Annotated in this window: 19 protein-coding genes; 6 read left to right on the forward strand and 13 right to left on the reverse strand. The window is 73.2% G+C overall.

The annotated features are described in order from the left end of the window. Positions 1 to 244 precede the first annotated feature (244 nt). The 3 genes from ACI6PP_RS10010 (at position 245) to ACI6PP_RS10020 (ending at position 2,078) form a co-directional block, all read left to right on the forward strand. A complete protein-coding gene (locus ACI6PP_RS10010; RefSeq protein ID WP_421111277.1) occupies positions 245 to 1,462 on the forward strand; it encodes an HNH endonuclease in 1,218 nt (405 codons plus the stop codon). A 72-nt stretch (positions 1,463 to 1,534) separates the two neighbouring features. Next, positions 1,535 to 1,840, forward strand: coding sequence for a hypothetical protein (locus tag ACI6PP_RS10015; RefSeq protein ID WP_421111278.1), 306 nt, complete (start codon positions 1,535 to 1,537; stop codon positions 1,838 to 1,840). A gap of 43 nt (positions 1,841 to 1,883) precedes the next feature. After that, positions 1,884 to 2,078 (forward strand): hypothetical protein, encoded by a 195-nt coding sequence (locus tag ACI6PP_RS10020; protein ID WP_421111280.1) that lies wholly within the window; start codon positions 1,884 to 1,886, stop codon positions 2,076 to 2,078. A 13-nt stretch (positions 2,079 to 2,091) separates the two neighbouring features. Here the strand turns inward: ACI6PP_RS10020 and ACI6PP_RS10025 are convergent, their stop codons facing one another. Genes ACI6PP_RS10025 through ACI6PP_RS10080 form a run of 12 tightly spaced genes read right to left on the reverse strand, consistent with a single transcriptional unit; the run spans position 2,092 to position 14,770 of the window. After that, positions 2,092 to 3,159 (reverse strand): acyltransferase family protein, encoded by a 1,068-nt coding sequence (locus ACI6PP_RS10025; RefSeq protein ID WP_421111282.1) that lies wholly within the window; start codon positions 3,157 to 3,159, stop codon positions 2,092 to 2,094. A 3-nt stretch (positions 3,160 to 3,162) separates the two neighbouring features. Then, a complete protein-coding gene (locus ACI6PP_RS10030) occupies positions 3,163 to 3,843 on the reverse strand; it encodes an acyltransferase (RefSeq protein WP_421111283.1) in 681 nt (226 codons plus the stop codon). Beyond that, the gene (locus ACI6PP_RS10035; protein ID WP_421111285.1) at positions 3,840 to 5,045 is read right to left on the reverse strand and encodes an acyltransferase family protein; all 1,206 of its coding nucleotides are present in this window, start codon (positions 5,043 to 5,045) and stop codon (positions 3,840 to 3,842) included. Before ACI6PP_RS10035 ends, ACI6PP_RS10030 begins: the two co-directional genes overlap by 4 nt. Further along, entirely contained in the window at positions 5,042 to 5,650 is a 609-nt protein-coding gene (locus ACI6PP_RS10040; RefSeq protein WP_421111287.1) for an acyltransferase, read from the reverse strand. Before ACI6PP_RS10040 ends, ACI6PP_RS10035 begins: the two co-directional genes overlap by 4 nt. Further along, the gene (locus tag ACI6PP_RS10045; protein ID WP_421111289.1) at positions 5,647 to 6,774 is read right to left on the reverse strand and encodes a glycosyltransferase family 4 protein; all 1,128 of its coding nucleotides are present in this window, start codon (positions 6,772 to 6,774) and stop codon (positions 5,647 to 5,649) included. Before ACI6PP_RS10045 ends, ACI6PP_RS10040 begins: the two co-directional genes overlap by 4 nt. After that, positions 6,771 to 7,643 carry a glycosyltransferase family 2 protein gene (locus tag ACI6PP_RS10050; protein ID WP_421111290.1) on the reverse strand — a complete coding sequence of 291 codons (873 nt, stop codon included), beginning with the start codon at positions 7,641 to 7,643 and terminating at the stop codon, positions 6,771 to 6,773. Before ACI6PP_RS10050 ends, ACI6PP_RS10045 begins: the two co-directional genes overlap by 4 nt. Beyond that, positions 7,640 to 10,000, reverse strand: a complete 2,361-nt coding sequence (locus ACI6PP_RS10055) for a hypothetical protein (RefSeq protein WP_421111292.1) — start codon at positions 9,998 to 10,000, stop codon at positions 7,640 to 7,642. The genes ACI6PP_RS10050 and ACI6PP_RS10055 overlap by 4 nt, the downstream gene beginning before the upstream one ends. Beyond that, on the reverse strand, positions 10,000 to 11,040 hold the full coding sequence (locus tag ACI6PP_RS10060; protein WP_421111293.1) for a glycosyltransferase family 2 protein: 1,041 nt from the start codon (positions 11,038 to 11,040) through the stop codon (positions 10,000 to 10,002). Before ACI6PP_RS10060 ends, ACI6PP_RS10055 begins: the two co-directional genes overlap by 1 nt. After that, positions 11,037 to 12,209, reverse strand: a complete 1,173-nt coding sequence (locus ACI6PP_RS10065) for a glycosyltransferase (RefSeq protein ID WP_421111295.1) — start codon at positions 12,207 to 12,209, stop codon at positions 11,037 to 11,039. Before ACI6PP_RS10065 ends, ACI6PP_RS10060 begins: the two co-directional genes overlap by 4 nt. Continuing rightward, entirely contained in the window at positions 12,206 to 13,339 is a 1,134-nt protein-coding gene (locus tag ACI6PP_RS10070) for a glycosyltransferase family 4 protein (protein WP_421111297.1), read from the reverse strand. Before ACI6PP_RS10070 ends, ACI6PP_RS10065 begins: the two co-directional genes overlap by 4 nt. Continuing rightward, entirely contained in the window at positions 13,326 to 13,826 is a 501-nt protein-coding gene (locus tag ACI6PP_RS10075; RefSeq protein WP_421111299.1) for a hypothetical protein, read from the reverse strand. Before ACI6PP_RS10075 ends, ACI6PP_RS10070 begins: the two co-directional genes overlap by 14 nt. Then, positions 13,823 to 14,770 carry a glycosyltransferase family 2 protein gene (locus tag ACI6PP_RS10080; RefSeq protein WP_421111300.1) on the reverse strand — a complete coding sequence of 316 codons (948 nt, stop codon included), beginning with the start codon at positions 14,768 to 14,770 and terminating at the stop codon, positions 13,823 to 13,825. Before ACI6PP_RS10080 ends, ACI6PP_RS10075 begins: the two co-directional genes overlap by 4 nt. A 341-nt stretch (positions 14,771 to 15,111) precedes the next feature. On the opposite strand from ACI6PP_RS10080, the gene ACI6PP_RS10085 reads away from it, so the two are divergent. From ACI6PP_RS10085 to ACI6PP_RS10095, 3 genes are read left to right on the forward strand one after another with little or no spacing between them, the layout of a single operon-like run. Beyond that, the gene (locus ACI6PP_RS10085) at positions 15,112 to 16,419 is read left to right on the forward strand and encodes a UDP-glucose dehydrogenase family protein (protein ID WP_421111302.1); all 1,308 of its coding nucleotides are present in this window, start codon (positions 15,112 to 15,114) and stop codon (positions 16,417 to 16,419) included. A 1-nt stretch (position 16,420) separates the two neighbouring features. Then, positions 16,421 to 17,458 (forward strand): GDP-mannose 4,6-dehydratase, encoded by a 1,038-nt coding sequence (locus ACI6PP_RS10090; RefSeq protein ID WP_421111304.1) that lies wholly within the window; start codon positions 16,421 to 16,423, stop codon positions 17,456 to 17,458. A 17-nt stretch (positions 17,459 to 17,475) separates the two neighbouring features. Further along, positions 17,476 to 18,261, forward strand: coding sequence for an HAD-IIB family hydrolase (locus ACI6PP_RS10095; RefSeq protein ID WP_421111305.1), 786 nt, complete (start codon positions 17,476 to 17,478; stop codon positions 18,259 to 18,261). Between the two features lie 282 nt (positions 18,262 to 18,543). Here the strand turns inward: ACI6PP_RS10095 and ACI6PP_RS10100 are convergent, their stop codons facing one another. Continuing rightward, the gene (locus ACI6PP_RS10100; protein WP_421111307.1) at positions 18,544 to 19,065 is read right to left on the reverse strand and encodes a hypothetical protein; all 522 of its coding nucleotides are present in this window, start codon (positions 19,063 to 19,065) and stop codon (positions 18,544 to 18,546) included. Positions 19,066 to 19,257: the final 192 nt, after the last annotated feature.

The raw sequence follows: 19,257 nt of genomic DNA on the forward strand, positions 1-19,257 counted from the left end.
GACCCCGGTTCTGCGCCACTCGGCACCGGGTTTGCGCCGCTCGGTGCAGACGGACCGGTGCCATCGCGCCGATCGGACGTACGGCGGTCGTGACGCTGCGTGTGATGGCGGAACTGACCGGGGGGACTCGGCGAGGTGACCCAGCGTGTGTGACGCCCAGGCGTCACCGATGTCCTGACGCACGCTCAGATCCCCGCGGTAGCGGCGAAAACAGACTGTCGGAGGGTCCCGCTAGGTTCAGTTCATGGCCGCAGAAGTCTGGTTCGACGCACGTGAGGAGCTCGCCGACGTCATCGACGTCAGCGCCGAGATCTCGCGTCTCGAGGCTGCTCGCTTCCGTGGTGTCGCGGCGTGGGCGGTGGGTCGGACGAGGTCGCAGCGCGGGCCTGTGTCCGTGCTGCCCGGTCAGGAGCAGATGGTCCAGCTCGGTGGTGCCGGGTCGCCGGCGGTGCCCGAGTTCCTGGCCGCCGACCTCGGCCCCACGCTCGGCCTGTCCGCGTCGGCGGCGCAGTCGCTGCTCGCCGACGCGCTGTCGCTGGTGTATCGGCTCCCGCACCTGCTCGAGTGCTTGGAGTCCGGGGTGGCCGAGTGCTGGAAGGTGCGGATGGTCGCCGCCGGCACCCGCGGCCTGTCCGAGACCACTGCCCGGATCGTCGACTGCCGCCTGGCCAACCCGGCCCGCGACGGTGTGAAGCCGCCGATCGCCCGGATCACGAGGTCGAAGCTGCAGCAGGTGATCTCCCAGTACGACCACCTGGACCAGGTCGACGACCAAAGTGCCGAGGCCCGCACCACTCACGCGTTGTCGCAGCGGTTCCTGTGGGTCCAGCACGGCCTCGACGGCACCGCCGACCTCACCGGGCGCCTGTCCTTGGAGGTCGCCGAGCGGTTGGAGCAGGCCGTCGAGGACATCGCCACCGAGATGGCCGACACCGAGGACGACACCCGCCCCCGCCAGGTCCGCCGCGCCGAGGCGCTCGGACGGTTGGTCGTCCACCCCGGCCTGGCACAGACCGTCCTGTACGTGCACCTCGACCAGGCCACGGGCACCTGGTCGGCCGACAACGTCGGCGCGATCGACCAGACCGAGGCCGAGCACCTGGTCGGCCACGGCAACGTGACCGTCAAGCCGGTCATCGACCTCGCAGCGGAGATCACCGCCACCGGCTACGTCGCGCCGCCCCGGCTGCGTGAGCAGCTGCGTCTGGCTCAGCACGACACCTGCGCGTTCCCGTACTGCGACCGCCGCGTCGCCAAACGGGCCGACGTCGACCACGTCGTCCCCTACGACAGCGGCGGGGCCACATTGTCAGAGAACACCCACCTGCTCTGCCGCTACCACCACCGCGTCAAGACCCACGGCCGGTGGAGAGCGATCAAGACCGCACCGGGCACCACCCGGTGGACCTCACCGACCGGCCAGGTCTTCGAGGTCGCCCACGGACTGACGACGCGATTGTGAACCTGACGCCCGGGCATTTCCGCATCGCGAATCCTGAGACTCGGGCGTCCGCCCGCTGCCACACTCGTCGGCATGCCCATCGGTGCGCGTCCGGCGAATCCCGGTGGGCTCGCGGTCGGCGCTGTCTACCTCGCCATCGCGCTCGTGGTGCTCGTCGTCTCTCGCCGCGACGCCGGCTTCGTCCTGGGTGGTTCCGCGGCGGTCACGCTGGCGCTGGCGGGCGTGGTCGTGGTCTACCTCGGGTGGACGCGCCGGACGGTGCGCTGGACCGAGGAGCGCACCCGTCGCCGACGCGTCACGGTCTGGGTCCTGCTCGCCCTCGCCGCCCTTTCGCTCGTCCTCTGGACCGTCCAGGTGGCGGTCCCGCGCTTCGGCTGACCCCGCGGCCACTCGCGGACCTGGCGCTCCGACCTCACGCGGCGTGCCACTGGGGGTGCTGGTCTGGGCCGCGATGGCGTCGGGGGTGGTGCTCATGTGGATCGGCTGGACCAGGCCCCTGGTGCTGTCACCGGCCCAGCGGGCTCGACGTCGGCGCACGACGATCGTGTCGACGCTGATCCTGGTGGCGGTCGTCGCCGTGCTCGCCGTGCTGCAGGTCGTCTCCGCGCGCAGCTGACCGCCGCCGCAGCTCAGACCGCGACGCGCTCGCGCCGCCGCGACGACTGCTGCAACCGCAGGAACGGCTGCTCGACGAGGCGGTACGAGAGCACCGCGACGAGCAGGGAGCAGGCGACGTCGAGGCCGGGGGTGCCGGTCCAGGTGGTGTTGAGGTCGGTGAGGAACAGCTGCTGCCACAGGTACCAGCTGAACGAGACGAGCCCGGCGAGGACGAGGGGGCGGATGGCGAGGGCTCGCTGGACGGCGGGACTGCCGCCGGGGCCGGCCGCGACGAGGACGGTGGCCGCGCAGACCGCGGTGAGCGAGTAGCCGGCGGCCATCTCGTACGGCACCGCGAGGACGACGGACGCGACGACATGGGCCAGCAAGGCCGCGAGGGCGGCGACCGTCACGACCGGCCGGCGCAGCACCGCGACGACGCGCGTCCAGGCCGAGGGGAACGTGGAGGGGGCGAGGGCCACCAGGCTGCCGAGCGCGAGGGCGTCGGCGCGGGTGTGGAAGTAGAAGGGCACCTGGCCCTCGGCGGAGTGGGGGACCAGGAGCCAGGTGGCCGTCCGGAGCAGCGGGCTGGCGAGCACCACGGCGGCGGCGAGCCAGGCGGCGCGTCGGCGCGAGAGGAACAGCAGGGCCAGGGGCCAGAGCAGGTAGTACTGCTCCTCGACCGCGAGCGACCAGGTGTGGCCGACCCACCACGAGTCGGCCGAGCTCACGTAGTTGTAGGTGAACGTGGCGGCGGCGAGCAGCGAGGTGCCCGAGACGGCCACCGCGCCGACGAGGGCGAGCACGCCCACGACCGCGAGGAAGACGTAGAAGGCGGGCCAGATCCGCAGCGTCCGGCGCAGGTAGAACGCGCGGAGCGAGACGGTGCCGGTGCGGTCGTGCTCACGGACGAGGATGCCGGTGATCAGGAAGCCGCTGAGCACGAAGAACACCGTGACGCCGAGCTGCCCGACCGGACGGCCGACGGCGCCGACGAGCCCGGTGTCGTCGGGGTCCAGCGCCGCCGACGCCGCGTGGGCGACGATGACGAGCAGGATCGCGACACCGCGCAGGCCGTCCAGGGAGCGCAGACGAGCCACGCGCTACCGGACCCACTCCACGTCGGAGTCGCGCACCCGCGCCGGAGTGCCGGCGAGCAGCGAGGCCGCCGGTGCCGAGCGGGTGACGACGCTGCGGGCGGCGACCACGCACCCGTCGCCGAGGCGGACGCCCTTGAGCACGGAGGAGTCGGCGCCGATCCAGCAGCGGTCGCCGAGGACGACGTCCGTGTGGGGGCCGACGAGCGAGTCGGCTCGCACCAGGGTGTGGACGTCGGTGTCCATGATCCGCACGCCCCACGAGACCGCGCAGCCGCTGCCGATCGCGACGTGCCCGTGCGAGACCACCGACGAGCCGTCGTTGAGGAACGTGCCGTCGCCGATCTCGAGCCGGGCGCCCCAGCCGAGGTAGACGTCGCAGCGCCGCATCACCTGGACGCGGCCGCCGACGCGCATCCGTGCCCGCGGACGCAGCCGGACCGACGCGCCGCCGGGCACGTCGTGGGCGAGGCCGATCAGGAGCATGGCGCCGGGGGCGAGGTCGAGCGTCGCCGAGCGGGCCACCCGCAGCCGCGACCCGCGTCCGACGAGGACGACGCCCCGCGCGCGCACCGAGTGGTAGAGGCTCTGCAGCACGCCCACCCGGGCGAGCCAGAGCAGCATCGTGCCGGGCGGGATGTCGTGCGACGCCCCGGCGCGGGAGCGCACCGCGTCGAGCAGGCTCACGGGACGGGCTCCGTGGTCGGGGCGGCGGACGGGCGACGGCGCCAGCTCAGCGCGAGACGCCGACGCTGGACGGCCACCGTGCCGGCGCGGTCGTGCGCGCGGGACACGAAGCGGCGCTCGACGACGCGGTAGAACAGCGCGGCGAACGCGATGCTGGCGGCCAGCCCGAGGAGCACCTGCACGGCGAGCATCGCCGGTCCGGGCTCGCCCAGACGCACCGTCACGGCACGGAAGACGATCTCGATGACGAACGCGTGCGTCAGGTAGAGGCTGTACGAGATGGTGCCCAGCCACACCAGGCGCGGGCGGCCGAGCGTGCGCACCACGGCCGCGGCCAGGCCGGACGAGCCGGCGGCCGACAGCCGGCTGACGGCGTACACGGCGAGCGGCCCGAACCACAGGTCGTGGACGGGTGCGACCGGGTCGAGGGCGTCGATCGACGTGGCGGCCGCCGCGACGAGGCCGACGGCACCGGCCACGCCGAGGAACCGGTGGAAGCGACGACGCGCGTCGGCGTCGGGGTGCAGCGCGAGGCGCGCGGCCACCAGACCGAGGACGAACAGGCCGTACAGACCCGGCTGCATGCCAGCGACGACGCCGAGCACCGCGTTCCCCGGCACCAGGGCCCCGGCGACGGTGAGCACGCCGGCCAGCGCGAACAGCGCCGGCCACCAGCCCATCCGCAGCCGCGTGAGCACCAGGACGGCGGCGAGCGCGAGGTAGATGTGGAACTCGATCGCGAGCGACCAGAACGCCGTGCTCCCGGCCGGGCCCGCCCAGTAGACGTCCTGCACGAGCAGCCCGTGGGTGATCAGGCCGGACGGGCGGATGGGGATCGCGCCGTCCCACAGGGTGCCGATCGGCTGCGACAGCACCGTCAGGCCGAGCGCCGACGCGATCGCGACCGCGGCCCAGTACGTCGGGACGATGCGGCGGAACCGTCCGCGCAGGAACGCGACGACGCCGCCGGGCCAGCGGCCCTCGTGGCGCCACAGCACCAGGCCGAGCGAGTAGCCCGACAGCACGATGAACAGGGCCACGGCGTACCGGCCGAGCCCCATCCACGCCGTCATCACGACGGTGGGCGTGGGGATGGCCAGGGCGGCGGGGAACACCGTGCTCCAGCAGTGCGAGATGACGACGTAGCTCGCGGCGAGGCCGCGCAGCCCGTCGACGAACAGCACCCGGCGGACGTCGCTCATCGGCGTCTCCCTCGTGACGTGATGGGTCGGATGACCTTGGCGGGGACGCCGCCGACGAGCGTCCAGGGCGGGACGTCGCCGCGGACGACCGACCCGGCCGCGACGACCGCGCCGTCGCCGATGGACGAGCCGGGCAGGACGACGGCGCCGCGTGCGATCCACACGTCGTCACCGATGACGATGGGCTCGGACCGGATGCCGCCGCCGGGGTCGACCTCGTGGAAGTCGGTGTCGCAAACCGAGACCAGGTCGCCGATCCGGACGCGTGAGCCGATCGAGATCTGCGTGCGTGCGTGGATGACGGCGCCCTGGTTGACGAACACGTCGTCGCCGATCGTCAGGCGGGCCGGGGCCTCCACCGCGATCGAGGCGCGCAGCTGCTGGGCGCGGACCGCGAAGTGGTCGCCGACGCTCATCTCGCCGTCGACGGACAGGAACGGTCGGGGGCCGACGAAGCTGGGCCACTGGCCGTGGCCGATCCCCTTGAGCCGCATCGTCAGCTGCGCCCGGACGAGCGCCGCGCCGAGCACGGCCTTCTGCACCGGCGTGCGGCGGACGTCGTCGAGCAGGGGCGGGTCGACGACGATCGGCAGCGACTCGCTCATCGTCGCCTCCCGCCGGCGACGGCGTCGCGGTAGGCACGGGCGGTGGAGCGCGCGGCGTCGGGCCAGGTGGCGCGGCCGGCCCACTCCTGGGCGACGGCGCCACGGCGCCCGAGGTCGCCCGGCGTCAGCGTGGTGGCCTCGAGCAGGGTCTCGCGGAGGTCCTTGGCGTCGCCGGCGGCGAAGCGCAGGACGGCGTCGTCGGGCACGTCGGCGAACGGCGGCAGGTCGGGCACGACGACCGGCTTGGCGAAGCCCATCGCGAGCAGTGCCGAACCGCTCGTGGTGACCTTGCGGAACGGCAGGACGAGCACGTCCGCGCCCGCGACCAGGTCGGCGAGGTCGGCGTCGGGAAGGAAGCGCAGGTCGAGGTGCAGGTCGCCCCCGACGGCGCGGGCCGTGTCGTGGAGCCGGCCGACGAGCGCGGGGTCGTCGCAGCGCCCGGCCACCACCAGCAGCGGCGGACGCTCGCCGGCGTCGCGCACGTCGTCGACCAGCTGGGTGAACGCCTCGAGCAGGAGGTCGACGCCCTTCTCCTGCGTCACGCGTCCGACGAACGCGAGCACGCGGCGGTCGAGCGCGATGCCGACGCGGGCCCGCGCGGCGACGCGGTCGACGTCGACGTCGTAGTGCTCGTCGAACGGGCCGTGCGGCACGACGCTGACCGGGGGCAGCGCGTCGGGTGCGACCAGCTGCGCGAGCTCGCCGGTGACGAAGGCGTCGTGGACGAGGACGTGGCTGGCGGTGCGCAGCAGCGTGGCGCGGGCGGCACGGTCGTCGTGGAACACCTGGGTGTGCGGGAGGATGTTGTGCGCGGTCCAGACGACGCGCACGCCGATCAGCTGCGACCAGCGCAGCACGACCCCGAACCACGCCTGCGCGACGCGGCGCAGGGCCGGCACGCGGTCGGTGCCGCCGATCTCGAAGTCGAAGACCCAGTGCAGGTGCAGGACGCGGACGCCGCGCAGGCGCAGCACCGCGAGCACCGCCGGCATCAGCAGCAGGTTGAGCGTCCGCGACGGCGTGGGCATCGGCAGGTAGTCGACGCGCACGCCCTCGTGGGCCAGGGCCCCGTGGAGCAGGTCCTGGTAGGGGTTGGTGTCCCGAGGAAAGGCGACCGCCCTCACGGGGAGACCCGGGTGAGGTACCCGAGGACGCCCGCGCCGTAGTGCAGGTGGTCGACGACGATGCCCACCGGCTTGTCGCGACGCGCGCGCCACAGCGGGATGAGCAGCAGCAGCGGGTACAGCGGGAAGCGGCGCACCAGCGGCAGCCCGAGCAGGAAGACCGGGTAGGCCACCATGATCGGGTCGTGCTTGAGGATCGAGGCCAGGCGCTCGGGGTGCTTGGCGTAGAGCCGGGCACGGCCGGCGCCGTACCGGCGCGAACGGCGGTGCTGACGCTTGCCGCGCTCCCAGTCGACGAGCACGAGCGCGTCGGCGATCGACCAGACGTCCATGCCGGCGTCGTTGACGCGCCAGCAGAAGTCGGCGTCGGAGCAGTAGGAGAAGTCCTCGTCGAACCAGCCGATCCGGTCGATGACCTCGCGGCGGAACGCGAAGTTCAGCGTCGGCGCCTCGCGGACGGGGCCGTCGACGTGCGCCACCCGGTTGTACGGGCTCGGGACGACGCTCTGGTGGGCGCCGACGGTGACCATCTGCGTGCGCTCGACCAGCGGCGTCACCAGCGCGTCCAGCCAGCCCGGCTGCGGGCGGCACCCGGAGTCGGTGAAGACGATGACGTCGCTCTTGGCCTCCCGGATCCCGACGTTGCGCTGCTCGGGGATGGTGATGGCCTTGGTGTTGCTGGGCGACTTCTCGAAGTGCACCCAGCGGACGTCGGGGTGGGCCACCGCGAGGTCGCCGAGGCGGCCGTCGGAGGCGTCGACGACGACGACCTCGTGGGTGTAGCGCGACTCGTGCTCCGCGAGGTCGCGGAGCGTGTGGTCGAGGAAGCGCTCGTCCTTGCTGATGATCACGATGCTGACGTCGGTCATGAGTAGACCCTCGCTGATCCTGTGTCGACGATGGTGGCCTTGTAGGTGTCCAGGAACCCGGTGGGGTACTCGTACGTGGACTGCAGGAGCCCGCCGTCGGCGTTGCCCCTCGCTCGGCCGTCGGTGATGTTGCTGCTGGACGCGAACACCCAGGCGCGGGTGTCGAGCGTGCCGGGCGCGAGGTCGGGGAAGAGTCCTCGCGACCCGCGGTCGCCCACGTACTGCAGGGTGAGCGTGCCGTAGCGGTCGGTGAAGATGATCGAGTCGTCGCGCCGCCGCTGGTCCACCCAGCGCGCCACCGCGAGGTCCTGGGCGTCGACGCCGTAGCGCTCGGCGTACTCGCCGCGGCTCGACAGGTTGCCGGCCTCGTCGCCCTTGACGGCGCGCACGGTGAGGCCGGACGCGTCCAGGTAGACCGTCGCCACCACGCCGATCGCGACGGCCGCGGCCAGGCCGCGTCGCCACGGGGCCGGACGTCGCGCGGGCCGCTGCGCCCGAGCGCGGCCGTGCACGAGCCGTCGTCCGAGCACGCCGAGCCCGAGGGCGAGCGGGACGACGAACAGCGCGGCGGCCTGCATCGCGAGCCGCTCGGCGTTGTAGGAGAACGCGACCGAGCTGCTGAGCCGGATCAGCACGGCGATGCCGACCATGCCGACCACGGGGGCCAGCACGTCGGGCGCGCGGCGGCGTCGCCAGGCCACCACGCACATGCCGAGGGCGCCGAGGATGACGCCGACGTTGGCGAGCTGACGCACGGCGACGAGCACGACCTCGAAGCCGGGGTTGACGATCGGCACCTGCCCGGAGTTGCTGGGGCTGGACTCGACCGCGGGGAAGTTGGCCTGCACGCCGGGGGAGAAGTGGGTGTCGGCCATCCACGGGTAGGCCTCGGCGTAGTCGGACTGCGCCGCGTCGAAGTAGGCGCGCGGGGTCGCGGCGGCGGCGGTGTTGCCGCCGAGCCAGCTGGAGAGCACCGAGCCGCCGGAGTTGGGCAGGATCGCCAGGCCGTTGCTCGACAGGCGGTCGGCGAACGAGGCCACGTTGTTGCCGGAGTCGGTGACCGGGCCGGTCCAGACCACGCTCATCACGAGGATCAGCGCGACGATCGGCAGCGTCAGCACCGACGTGCGGCTGCGTCCGCAGCGCAGCGCCACGACGGCGGCGACCACGCGGGCGAGCACCAGGAACAGGATCGCGACGTAGGCCGAGGAGTAGTGCGAGACCACCAGGCCCGCCGACAGCAGGACCACCAGGCCCATGGCCTGACGTCGTCCGACCGCGCGGTCGAACGCGACGAGCACGAGGACGACGAAGAGCAGCAGCCCCACCTCCTGGCGGGCCAGCGCGGGCAGCTGGCCGGCCATGCTCGAGGTGAGGAACAGGACGCTCGTCGCGACGAGGGAGGCGACGCCGCCGGCCCAGCGACGCGCGATCAGGTAGACGCCGATCGGGTACAGGGCGAACAGCGCGGGCAGCAGGGCCTTGAAGATCGCGAGCGGCGCGAGGCCGGTGACCTGCCACCACGCGGTGGGGAGCGCGGTGATGCTGAGCATGGCGCCGTAGGGGTCGCCGCCGGCCGGTGCCCAGCGCAGGGCGTCGGCGGTGTTGCGGAACGCCGCGAACTCCTGCTGCACGTCGAAGCCGTAGAGACCGCTGGAGCGCAGCGAGTACGACCACAGCAGCGTCAGCGTGACGCAGTACAGGATCATCGCGACGACGCCGTCGTGACCGTCGCGGGCCGCACGGAGGGCCCACAGCACGGCGGCGCCGGCCCCGACGAGGGCGACGTACGCGAGCCACGGCTGGTCGCGGTTCTCGATCAGCATCGCGCCCGCGGCCATGGCCGCCGGCAGGAGCAGCAGGGCCGTGAGCGGCGAGACCGTCCGGGGGACGGGCACGGGTGCGGCGTCGCGGCGCAGCACCGCGATCGCGGCGAGCAGCAGCACCATGACGTCGACCGCGAGCACCACGGGCAGCGTCGAGAGCGGGCGGGCCAGCGAGGTCAGCGCCCCGACGACGGTGACGCCGAGGACGGCCGCGAGGTTCAGGGCGACGCTGGTGGCCACCGTGTAGAGCACGGCGTGGCCGCGTCCGCCGGGGGCGATGCCGATCGCGCGCAGCCCGAGCGCACCGGGCACGGTGAGCAGGAACGCGATCGACACCAGCGACGCGGACAGCTGGTCGCGGAGCAGCACCGCCACGTGGAACGCGGCGACGGCCAGCAGCAGCTGCACGACGCCGCCGTGCCTGCTCCAGGACGGGCCGCGGGTGGAGCGACGCCGGCTGGTGGGCACGTCGGGGTGCGCGGTGTCGGCGTCACCGCCGGCGGTGTGGCGCGGTTGGTCGAGCACGGCCATCAGGCCACCTCCCCCTCTGCCGTGAAGGCGTTGGGCGTGGTGAGCAGCTCCTGGGCGACGCCGACGTTGCCGAACGCCTCCTGGGCCAGCTGCACGTACGGGTAGGCCAGCAGCTCGGGCTCCCCGGAGCGTGCGGCCTCGACCACCCAGTGCGCGAACATCCCGGCCGGCAGCGCGGCGGCGAGCACCGCCGTCGCCGGGCTGCGACGGAGCAGCGCGAGGCCGACGAGACCGGCCACCGCGAACGGCAGCGGGTACACCGTCGGCAGCAGGCCGTCGTGCTTGCGGAACAGGCGGGCGTTGCCGCGGCCGTACGCACGGCTGCGACGCAGGGTGTCGCCGAGGCCGGGCTCGAACTCGTGCCGGACCACGGCGTCGGGCGCGAAGACGAGGGTGCCGCCGCCGCGGACGACGCGTCGGCACAGGTCCTCCTCCTCGCCGCCGAAGCGGAAGCGGGCGTCGAAGCCGTCGTAGGCCTCGAGCGTCGCGACTGGCCAGAGCATGTTGCCGCCCACCACCGACGCGACGTCGCGCTCGCCCGACGCGGTGCGCGGGAACGCCGAGCGGCGCACGTACTGGGTGAGCCGGTGGACGAACCCGTCGTCCTGCAGCAGCGACGACTCCAGCGGCGCGAGCGGGTTGCTGCGGCTGAGGTAGCGCAGCGTGAAGGTGTCCTGCGCGGTGCCGGCCAGCGTGCCGCCGACGGCCGCGGCGTCGGGGTGGCGCTCGTGCGCGGCGAGCAGGCGCTCGACCCAGTCCGGGGAGGGGCGGCAGTCGTCGTCGGTGAAGGCGACGACGTCGGCCTTCGCCCCGGTCCAGCCGGTGTTGCGGGCGGTGGCCAGACCGGCGTTGGCGGCGTGGCGCAGCACGTGCGCGCCGTGCGCGCGGGCGACGTCGGCGGTGCCGTCGGTGGAGCCGTCGTCGACGACGACCACCTCGACGTCGCCGGCGATCGTCTGCGCGGCGAGGGCGTCGAGCGTGTCGCCGATCAGCTCGGCGCCGTTCAGGCTGCACACGACCACGGTGACGAGCGGCTTCATGCGGCGGCTCCGGTGCGCTCGACGCCGACCCCGAGCCGCTGCGAGAGCAGCTCGGCGAGACGGGCGGGGCTGGACGCGTCGGTGAGCTCGGCGTAGCAACGGGCGACGACGCCGGCGTCGGGCGCCGCGTCGAGGAACCGGGCCAGGCCGTCGGCGACCGACTCGGGGTCGAGGGCGGCGAACGTCGGCAGGTCGCGCGCGAAGAGCTCGCCGAGGCCACCGGTGCTGGAGGCGAGCACGGGGACGCCGGCGGCGATGGCCAGGTTGGCGACGCCGCTCTGCTCGGAGTGCGTGTAGGGCAGCACGGCGACGTCGGCGGCCTCGAACCAGCCGCTCACCTCGCCGTCGGGCACGTGGCCGGTGAGCGCCACGACGTCACCGAGGCCGTGCGCCTCGACGCGCGCGCGGACGTCGTCGAGGTAGTCGCGGTCGGCCTGCTCGAAGCGGCCGAAGGCGGCCGGGCGCGGGCGCACGTCACCGGCGACGACGAGGCGGACGCGGTCCGCGACCGACGGGTCACGGCGCACGAGCACCGCCAGGCCCTCGACGAGCTCGCGCAGGCCCTTCTCGACGTGCACGAAGCCGAAGAGCAGCAGCAGCGTGCGGTCGGCGACGTCGTGGCGGCGGCGCAGCTCGTCGCCGGACACGTCGGACGCGGGGGAGTCGTACACGGGGTGCGGCATCACGAGCACGCGGGAGGCGGGCACGTGCAGGACGTCGACGAGCACGTCGCGCGCCTTGTCGGTGTGCACGTGCACGACGGCGGCCAGGTTGCTGACGAAGCGGTAGTACAGGCGCGCGGGGAGGCCGAGGCGGTCGACGTCGCGCGTCACCTCGTGGTGGGTGAGCACCAGGCGCACGCCCGCGACGCGGCACACCATCACGAGCGCCCACAGGGGGAGCAGCCGGGGACCGTAGGTGGCGATGCCGTGCTGCACCTGCACCGCGTCGGGACGCCAGCGGCGCACGGCGCGTGCGAGGCGCAGCAGGCCCACCGGCGACCAGGTGAGCGAGCCGAGGACGGGGGCGAAGGCGGCGTCGGGCTGCGGTGACGCGGTGACCGCGGCGACGTCGTGCCCGGCGGAGCGGTAGGCCGCGGCGAGGCGTGCGGTGTAGTCGGCGATGCCGTCGCGGGCCGGGGGGAGCGGGCTGATCAGGACGATCCTCACGGGACCACCACCTTGGCGAGCGTGGACGCGAGCGCGTCCCAGGAGTAGTCGCGCGCGGTGGCGCGGGCGCCCTCGCGGTACGACTCGGCGTGGTCGAGGGTGCGACCGAGGGCGTCGGCCAGGGCCGCGGGGTCGACGGGGCTGATCGCACCGTTGACGCCGTCGGCGACCAGGTGCCGCGCGTGGTTGTCGGGGTGGTCGCTGGTGACGACCGGGGTGCCGCAGGCGAGTGCCTCGAGCGCGACCATGCCGAAGCCCTCGCGCTCGGACGGGAACGCGAGCACGCGGGCGCCCTTCATCGCGGCGAGCAGGTGGCGTCGCTCGTCGAGCGGTTCGAGCACCTCGACGTGGCCGGTCAGGCCGAGACGGGCCACCTGCTGCTGCAGGCGCTCGTTCTCGGGGCCGGTGCCGATGACGGTGAGCGTGACGGGGCGGCCGCGCTCGTGCAGGATCGCGACGGCGTCGAGCAGCACGTGCACGTTCTTGTGGGCGAGCAGTCGCCCGACGCACAGCAGGTCGCCGACGGTGTCGGAGACGGGCGCCGCGTCGATCTCGGCCTGGTCGACCCCGTTGGGGACCACGGTGATCCGGTCGGCGGCGACGCCGAGGTCGCGCAGCCGCTCGGCGGTGCCCTCCGACGCGGCGACGATGTGGTCGGGCAGCGACGCGGCCAGCTTCTCGAGCGCGGCGGCCACGACGCCGAGGGGGCCGAGGTAGGAGCGCCAGTATTCGCGGCCCCACACCTCGTGCCAGGTGACGACGAAGCGCGCGCGACGCGCCCAGGTGACCAGGCGGAGGGGGAACAGCGGCAGGAACGGGATGGCGTCGGCCTCGAGCACGTCGAAGCGGCGGGTCAGCATCCGCACGGTCGAGCCGGCGAACGCGACGGCCTGCCAGATCGAGCGCCGGGCGCCGGCGTAGAGGTCCCAGCGGCGCCCGAGTGCGCGGAACGTCAGGCCGGGGACGGTGGGCGGCTCGCCGTCCCACCAGCGCATCGTGTGCACCTGGACGGTGACGCCGTGGCCGGCGACGCGGGGCAGGAGCGCGGCGTAGCGCGCCTCCTTGCCACCGGTGTGGAAAGGCTCGACGGCGTCGGCGACGACCGCGAGCCGAACGTCAGGACGCGACACAGCTGGGTCCTCCGGACTGCTCGTTCTCGACCGACCCGCGCGGCAGCACCCAGAAGTGCACCTCGGGCGAGCGCTGGTCGGGGGTGCTGACCTTCACCGCGACGCGGTTGCGCTGCGAGCAGTCGGCGATGCGCAGGCTGACGGGCAGCTCGGTCGTGTCGCCGGCGGCGAGCTCGAACCGGCCACCGTCGACGACCTTCTCGTCCCCGGACGGGCCGGCGGTGGCGGACCACGTGTAGCGGGCCGTGCCGTCCGAACGGTTGGTGACCAGCGCGTCGAAGTCGACCTCGCCCCTGGTCTTCACGAGCGGGGCGAGGTCGGCGTACTGCTTGATCGACAGCTCGGTGAAGGCCGTGCCCTGGTCGGTGAGGCCGAGCTCGCCGAGCTGCGCCTGGGCGCGGTCGGTCGTCAGCACGGCCGGCACCACCAGGACCGCGGCCAGCAGCACCAGCAGGACGATGCGCCCGGGCGTGAGGACCCGGGTCACTCAGCGGCTCGCGACGCGCCGGCGGCCTCGCCGCTGCGCGACACCGCGACGGCGACGGGCATGGAGCCGCCGCCGCGCAGGCTCTGGGCCTTGCGCTCGAAGCGCGGCGCCGAGGCGGCCCGGGAGGCCCGCTCCTGGACGGCGTTCGCGGTGGCCTGGTTGTCGGGCGCCATGCGGACGCGTCCGAGCACCTGGATGCAGCGGACGGCGTCGCGCCAGTTGATCTTCTTGCCGTCGGCGTGCGAGCGCGAGTGGTACGAGATCGGCACCTCGAACGGCCGCTCGCCGAGCCGCAGCACGTTGGCCGTGATCTCGGTGTCGAGGCCGAACCCGAGCTCGGTGAGCTCCATGCTGCGCAGCATGGGCAGCGGCACGAGCTTGAGGCAGGTGTGCAGGTCGCTGATCGCGCTGTCGAACAGGACGTTCGCGGCGAACGTCATCGCACGGTTGCCGAACTTGTAGCGGTAGGACCGGTAGACCGTGTTCTGGCCGAACAGGCGGGTGCCGTAGACGACGTCGGTGCGGCCGTCGATGACCGGCTGGACGAGCGCGGCCACGTCGTGCGCGGAGTACTCCATGTCGGCGTCGAACGGCATCAGGTGCGTGCCGCGGGCGACGCTGATGCCGGTCAGCACCGCGGCGCCCTTTCCCATGTTGCGCACGTGGCGCGTGACGGTGAGGCGCTCGTCGGTGATGTCGTCGAGCAGGTCGGCGGTGCCGTCGTGGCTGCCGTCGTCGACGACGACCAGCTCGATCTCGCACGGGTAGGAGGTGCCGAGGACGTGGTCCACGGCGGAGCGGATGGTGCGCGCCTCGTTGTAGGCGGGCATGACGATCGAGAGCACCACGGTGTCGTCCTGACGCGGGGCGTCGGGGACGGCGTGCATGTGCGACGCGTGCTCGTGCGGGATGGGACGGCTCATCAGATCGGTGTCAGAGGTCATCTGAAGTCCTTCCAGAACGTGGGGGGCAAGCGTCGCGACGTGGGGGAGTCGGACGTCGAGGAGTGGGGGCGACCTCCCGAAAGGCCACGGCGAACGTAACCCCGACTCGCGAGTAGATCGCAGTCGTGCACCGAGATTTAATGTCACATCGACCCAATTTTCTCCGTTCCTCCTCCAGGTGGAGGAGTCCGGACAAATTGCTGTAATGCTGCAGGTCACATCGGGCGTCGCGGGTGTGACCCGGGTCGCTCCGGAGGGGCCACGCCGGCTGCGGCAACGGTGTGACCAGCGGCTCGCGCAACAGGTCGCTGAGGGCGCTCGACGGTGACTAGGGTGCGGGAATGCGACTTTCTGTGATCGGCTGCGGGTACCTCGGTGCGGTCCACGCTGCGTGCATGGCCAAGCTGGGCCACGACGTCGTGGGCATCGACACCGACGAGACCAAGGTGGCCGCCCTGTCCGAGGGACGGGCGCCGTTCTTCGAGCCCGGGCTGCCCGAGCTCCTCACCGAGGCGATGGCCACCGGCCGCCTGCGGTTCTCCACCGACATGGCCGACGCCGCCGGCTCGCGCGTGCACTTCGTCTGCGTCGGCACGCCGCAGAAGCGTGCGGAGAACGCCGCCGACCTGCGCTTCGTCGACGCCGCGTTCACCTCGCTCGCCGAGCACGTCGTGGCCGGCGACGTCGTCGTCGGCAAGTCGACGGTGCCGGTGGGCACCGCCGAGCGGCTCACCGAGCAGCTGCACGACATCCAGCCCGACGCGACCCTGGTGTGGAACCCCGAGTTCCTGCGCGAGGGCTTCGCGGTCAAGGACACGCTGCACCCCGACCGCCTGGTCTACGGCGTCGCCGAGGGCGACACCACGTCCAAGGAGGTCCTCGACGAGGTGTACGCGACGCCGCTGTCGGAGGGCACGCCGCTGATCGTCACCGACCAGGCGACCGCGCAGCTGGTCAAGGTCGCGGCCAACAGCTTCCTGGCCACCAAGATCAGCTTCATCAACGCGATGGCCGAGCTGTGCGAGGCCACCGGTGCCGACGTCACCTCGCTCGCCGACGCGATCGGCCACGACGACCGGATCGGCCGCAAGTTCCTCAACGCCGGCCTCGGGTTCGGCGGCGGCTGCCTGCCCAAGGACATCCGGGCGTTCATGGCCCGCGCCGGCGAGCTCGGCGCCGACCAGGCGCTGACGTTCCTCGCCGAGGTCGACTCGATCAACATGCGGCGCCGCGTCCGCATGGTCGACCTCGCCCGCGAGGTGTGCGGCGGGTCGATCGTCGGTCGCAGGGTCGCCGTCCTCGGAGCCGCGTTCAAGCCCAACTCCGACGACGTCCGCGACTCGCCCGCGCTGTCGGTGGCCGCGCAGATGCAGCTGCAGGGCGCCGACGTCACCGTCACCGACCCCGAGGCCGTCGCCAACGCGCAGGCCCGCTTCGGCGACCTGAAGTACGTCGAGACCGTCGACGAGGCCGCGCAGAACGCCGAGATCGTCCTGCTGCTCACCGAGTGGCGCGAGTACGTCGAGCTCGACCCCGCGCAGCTGGCCAAGATCGTCGCCCAGCCGCGGATGCTCGACGGCCGCAACGCGCTCGACCCCGTCGTGTGGCGCGACGCGGGCTGGACCTACCGCGCCCTCGGGCGTCCCTGACGTGGCCGACGCCCCGCGCCGCAAGGCGTTCGTCACCGGTGTGTCCGGCCAGGACGGCTCGTACCTGGCCGAGCTGCTGCTCGGCAAGGGCTACGAGGTGCACGGCCTGGTGCGCGGGTCGTCGGGCTTCAACGCGGCCCGCATCGACCACCTGCTGCAGGACCCGCACGACCCCGACGCGCGGATGTTCCTGCACTACGGCGACCTGACCGACGGGGCGCGACTGCTGACGCTGCTCGGCCGCGTCCGTCCCGACGAGGTCTACAACCTGGGCGCGCAGTCCAACGTCCGCACGTCGTTCGACGAGCCCGAGCTGACGGCCGACGTCGCCGCGCTCGGCACCCTGCGGCTGCTCGAGGCGATCCGGATGGGCGGCTTCGAGTGCCGCTTCCTGCAGGCCTCCAGCGCGGAGATGTTCGGCGACACCGCGCCGCCGCAGCACGAGGGCTCGACCATCGCGCCGCGCTCGCCCCACGCGATCGCCAAGGCGTACGCGTACTGGACCACGCGCAGCTACCGCGAGACGTACGGCCTGCACTGCTCCAACGCGATCATGTTCAACCACGAGTCACCCCGTCGCGGCGAGTCGTTCCTGACCCGCAAGATCAGCCGCGCCGTCGCGCGCATCGCCGCCGGCGTCGACGACTACGTCTACCTCGGCGCGCTCGACCCCGTCCGCGACTGGGGCTACGCGCCCGAGTACGTCGAGGCGATGTGGGCGATCCAGCAGCACCGCGCCGCCGACGACTTCGTGCTCGCCACCGGCCAGCAGTTCAGCGTCCGCGACTTCGCCGCCGCCGCGTTCGACCACGCCGGCCTGGACTGGGAGAAGCACGTCCGCTTCGACGAGCGCTACCTGCGCCCGTCCGACCCCCAGGCCCTGATCGGCGACGCGTCCAAGGCCGCGCGCGAGCTGGGCTGGGAGGCCCGCGTCCAGGCCACCGCGCTCGCCGCGATCATGGTCGACGCCGATGCCGACGCCCTGCAGCACGAGGGCAAGCCCTGGATCGACCGCCCGGTCGGCTGGGGACCGTTGTGAGCACCGATGGAGGACCGATGAGCCCCGCCGACCAGCCCGACGTCGCGACCACCCGCGTGGTGGCGTTCGACCTCGACGACACCCTGGCCGAGTCCAAGGCGACGATGGCGCCCGAGATGGTGCAGGCCCTGCAGGACCTGCTCGCCGTGGTGCCGGTGTGCATCATCTCCGGCGGACGGATGGAGCAGTTCGAGGGCCAGGTGCTCGCCCACCTCGACCGCCCCGAGCTGTTCGACCGTCTTCACCTGATGCCCACCTGTGGCACCCGCTACTACCGCTGGCAGGACGACGCGTGGACCCAGGTCTACGCCCACGACCTCACCGCCGAGGAGAAGGCCGACGCCGTCGCCGCCCTCGAGGACGGCGCCGCCACACTCGGGCTGTGGTCCGACGCCGACGAGGTGTGGGGCGACCGGATCGAGGACCGCGGCTCGCAGATCACCCTCTCGGCCCTCGGCCAGGAGGCCCCCGTCGCGGCCAAGAAGGCCTGGGACCCGTCGGGCGAGAAGCGCGAGAAGCTGCGGGCGTTCGTCTCCGAGCGCCTCCCGTCCCTCGAGGTGCGCAGCGGCGGCTCGACGTCGATCGACATCACCGCTCGCGGCATCGACAAGGCCTTCGGCATCGACAAGCTGTGCGGCATCCTGTCGATCACCCCCGACCAGGTGCACTTCGTCGGCGACCGTCTCGAGCCCGGCGGCAACGACTACCCCGTCCTGTCCCTCGGCGTCTCGGCCTTCGCCGTCGAGGGCCCCGAGGAGACGCTCGCCCACGTGCGGGCCTTCGTGGCGGCCGCACAGGCCTGACCGTCGTCGGGGTCGTCACCGGGGAGCTGATCCGGTTCTTCGGCGGTCCCCATCCGCCCGACGCACCTGCCTGAGATTCTCTCGCCTCCGAGCGGATGGGGGCTGCCGAAGTGACGGATCGGCGCCGTCGCGGCGAGCACCCCGGCCGGCCGTCCGCTGGTCGTGGCCGAGGAGATCGCGGCGAGGACGCGGGGCACGGCTCGCTCGTCAGGTGCGGGCGCCCGGTGGCCCACCGGCGACCAGCGGTGTCCCAGCCACCACTTCGGGGCGAGAAGTGGTGGCTCAGGCACCGCCAGGCCGTCGCGGTGGTGGCTGAGCCACCGCCAGGTGCCGCGGCGAGTGCAGGGGCAGTCGCTTGACCGTCAGCCCCGCTGCCAGGGCGACCAGCAGGATGATCCCGGCGGTCACGCCCCACTCAGTCCAGAACATCCACGCCGGTCGCGCGGCCCAGGCGATCTCGGCGTCGCTCGTCGGGTCTCCCGGCCCGTGCCGAACGAACAGCACGAAGGCCGAGGACAGGAGGACCGCCCAGGCGCGCGCCGCGACCACGACCACCCATCGCCACGGGTCCCGGTGCGGGTCGGCCGCCAGCGCGAACAGGCTGACGAAGCCCGACAGCGGCAGCAGCCCTGCCCACAGGGCCACCACCGCGACATCGGGCAGGACGGCGAGCCCCGCTCCGACGGGCCACAGCGAGAACCACAGGGCACCCATCGCCAGTGCCGCGACCGCGGCCCCGCTCCCGGGGTGTCGTCGCCTCGCGAACCAGTCGTCCTGCAAGACGGGCTCGGCCTGCGCGGTCACCGCACCAGTGTGGCGAAGCGGCCCCGCTCGCGGGCCGGATCGCCAGGACCTGCGTCCTGACGGGCCCGGGCATACCGTCGCAAGCGTGTCGTTCTTCATCCTCGCCGCGCTGGTCGTCGTCGGCGCGCTCGTGCTCCTCGCGGCGGCCATCGGGTCGTCGATCGCGTGGTGGGTCCTGCTCGCCCTGGTGGT

Source organism: Solicola agrisoli (assembly GCF_049059935.1).
Taxonomy (GTDB): Bacteria; Actinomycetota; Actinomycetes; order Propionibacteriales; family Nocardioidaceae; genus JAURVT01.